We start from the raw sequence: 2325 nt of genomic DNA on the forward strand, positions 1-2325 counted from the left end.
GAGAAAATCCTATCTTTTTTGTGTTATATGATCAAAAACAAAACAACCCCATGGAGCAAAAGCTATTCGGACATTTCGGACACCCTAAAAAGGGAGCATCTAACTTAAATTATCGTAAATTATCGTACTAAATATAGCTTTTACAAAACAACCCCATGGAGGAAGGATAAAAGGACTAATTTAACACCTTAAAAATAGGGTTTAAAATCAAATTATCGTAAATTATCGTACAAAACTTTATAATGAGGGTAGAGTTGTGGGTAGTCCTATGGGTAGTAATTAGGGTAGATAATCGTTTAGGGGGAGATTATGAACATAGAGGATAAAAGAACTATATTAAAGCAGTATGGGGTATTGAAGAATGAAGATGAATATGCCTTTAGAAGATTAATGGACTTTTATAAAAATAAATATAACAAGGTAGATCTAAAGGCAGTTAATTATTCCCATGAATTAAAGCCTAAAAACGACTATAGGGGAGATTTTACTAATAGACTTGATAGTTTAATAGACGAAGAAACAAGGCTTTTAAAAAAGGTACTTAAAACCTTGAAAAAGTTGGATAGTCATGAGCGAAAAATAGATGAGGCATTAGATAGATTAGCAGATAATCACCCGGACATTGCAAGAGTATTAGCCTTTAGATACTTAGATTGTTATAAGATTAGAGAAGTTGCTGAAAAGATGAATGTATCGGAGGACACTGTTAAGAGGAAACAGAAAAAGGGACTAGAGTTAATAGAGTTATAAACATGGTTAATATAGGAATAAACTAGGTTATTACTTAAGAAAACCTATGAATAATGATTGTAAATATATACAGAGTAAAAGTGTGTTACAGGTGTTAAATCGGACTTAATCATGTAATAATATTCATTTTATAGATAAAAGGTAACGGACTAAACAACATTTAACCTAAATGACTATAAATATTGATATATCAACAATATTAATGTAAAAGTAGTTTTAAATAGTGAAAACAAATATACACAAAAGAATAATTTTGTGACTACTTAAACCCGTATTTAACGCATACAAAGAAATTATATAAATTTAATTGTATATTATACAATAAGTGACAAAAAGCATAACAATTAATAAATATTAACAAATAAAGGAACTAGGAAAATGAATAATTAATTATATAATATATGGTAGAATGTAATTAAAAGTTTATGAGGTGGTGATGTCTTGGAAAATAATAAATTCTTTAAAGAACAGCTTGAAGCATTAGAAGAAAACTTATATAATCCTGAAATATATAAACTTCCAAAGACTGATTTAGAACAAAACATTGAGAAGATTATACACCAGCTTAAAAATGTTGAAAGTCAGCTAGAACAAATAAACAGCAATACTAAACATATACAAAGCCTAGCTACACTTTTAGAAGAAAGCAATAGAATAGATTTAAATATCCAATCGGAGTTAAATCAATTATTGTTGTCAAAAAGTACAGAGGAAATATTAACCAATAGTGATAATTTGAAAAAAAAGATAGCAGGAAGTTTTAAAAAAGGTGTAAAATGGAGTGCTGAAATAGGATTTGAAGCCTTAATAAACGCAGTTGCTAGTTATTTAATAGGTATGATACAAATACAATAGCCTAGTAGATAAAATTTGTTTAAAATCCGTACTAAATCCGTACGAATAATTTTAATAGCGACTAAAAATAATGAAATATTAGATATTTAAGCAATGTTAAATGGCTAAATGTAGCCATTATAAACATTCAATATCACCTTATAAAAGAAGGTGTTGAATGGAGTATAGATAAATAATCTATAAGGAGAAAAATAATGGATATTGAAGGTAGAAAAAATGAGTTTATAGAGTTTGGGAAAACTCTACTTGGAGCAGATGTATATTATAGAGACTCTTGGGAATGTGATTATTTTTCTATAAATGGTAAATGTTTTGGCATGATGACTAAAGATTTAATTACTTTAAAAAACAAACCTGAAGATATTTTAGCCATGAGGGATTTATATTCAGATGTATCTCCAGGTTATTATGCAAATAAAAAACATTGGAATTCTATTAATTTAAATACTGAGCAATTGTCAAATGAAGAAATTAAAAATCTAATAGAAATATCATATAATTTAGTTTTTGATAAACTAACTAAGAAAGAAAAAAATTCGATTTTAGAAGGTAAATAATTTTTGAGTTAATATTTATTAATGGTATATAATTATATAGAATGAATTAAAAATATATAAAAACAGGAGTAATAATGAGTAAAGCAGATAAAATTTTTGTAGAAATGTGTCAAGATATTATTGACAATGGTTTTTCATCTGAAGGACAGAAGGTTAGACCTGT

3 protein-coding genes are annotated in these 2325 nt (G+C 27.1%); all 3 read left to right on the plus strand.

Annotated features, from left to right (window positions below; all coding sequences use genetic code 11):
• Window positions 1-309: 309 nt before the first annotated feature.
• The 3 genes from WAO56_RS04255 to WAO56_RS04265 all read left to right on the plus strand — a co-directional run bounded on the left by WAO56_RS04255 (window position 310) and on the right by WAO56_RS04265 (window position 2162).
• Window positions 310-750 (plus strand): ECF-type sigma factor, encoded by a 441-nt coding sequence (locus WAO56_RS04255; RefSeq protein WP_422142838.1) that lies wholly within the window; start codon window positions 310-312, stop codon window positions 748-750.
• 441 nt (window positions 751-1191) lie between these two features.
• Window positions 1192-1605 carry a hypothetical protein gene (locus WAO56_RS04260; protein ID WP_422142839.1) on the plus strand — a complete coding sequence of 138 codons (414 nt, stop codon included), beginning with the start codon at window positions 1192-1194 and terminating at the stop codon, window positions 1603-1605.
• A 194-nt stretch (window positions 1606-1799) separates the two neighbouring features.
• Window positions 1800-2162, plus strand: a complete 363-nt coding sequence (locus tag WAO56_RS04265; RefSeq protein WP_422142840.1) for an MmcQ/YjbR family DNA-binding protein — start codon at window positions 1800-1802, stop codon at window positions 2160-2162.
• Window positions 2163-2325 lie beyond the last annotated feature (163 nt).

This window comes from Miniphocaeibacter sp. (assembly GCF_049276255.1).
In the GTDB taxonomy this organism is placed as follows: domain Bacteria; phylum Bacillota; class Clostridia; order Tissierellales; family Peptoniphilaceae; genus Miniphocaeibacter.

Bases quoted from the DNA above. Each gene is read 5' to 3' on its own strand.
- WAO56_RS04255 (WP_422142838.1), top strand. From the start codon at position 310: ATGAACATAGAGGATAAAAGAACTATATTAAAGCAGTATGGGGTATTG.
- WAO56_RS04265 (WP_422142840.1), top strand. From the start codon at position 1,800: ATGGATATTGAAGGTAGAAAAAATGAGTTTATAGAGTTTGGGAAAACT.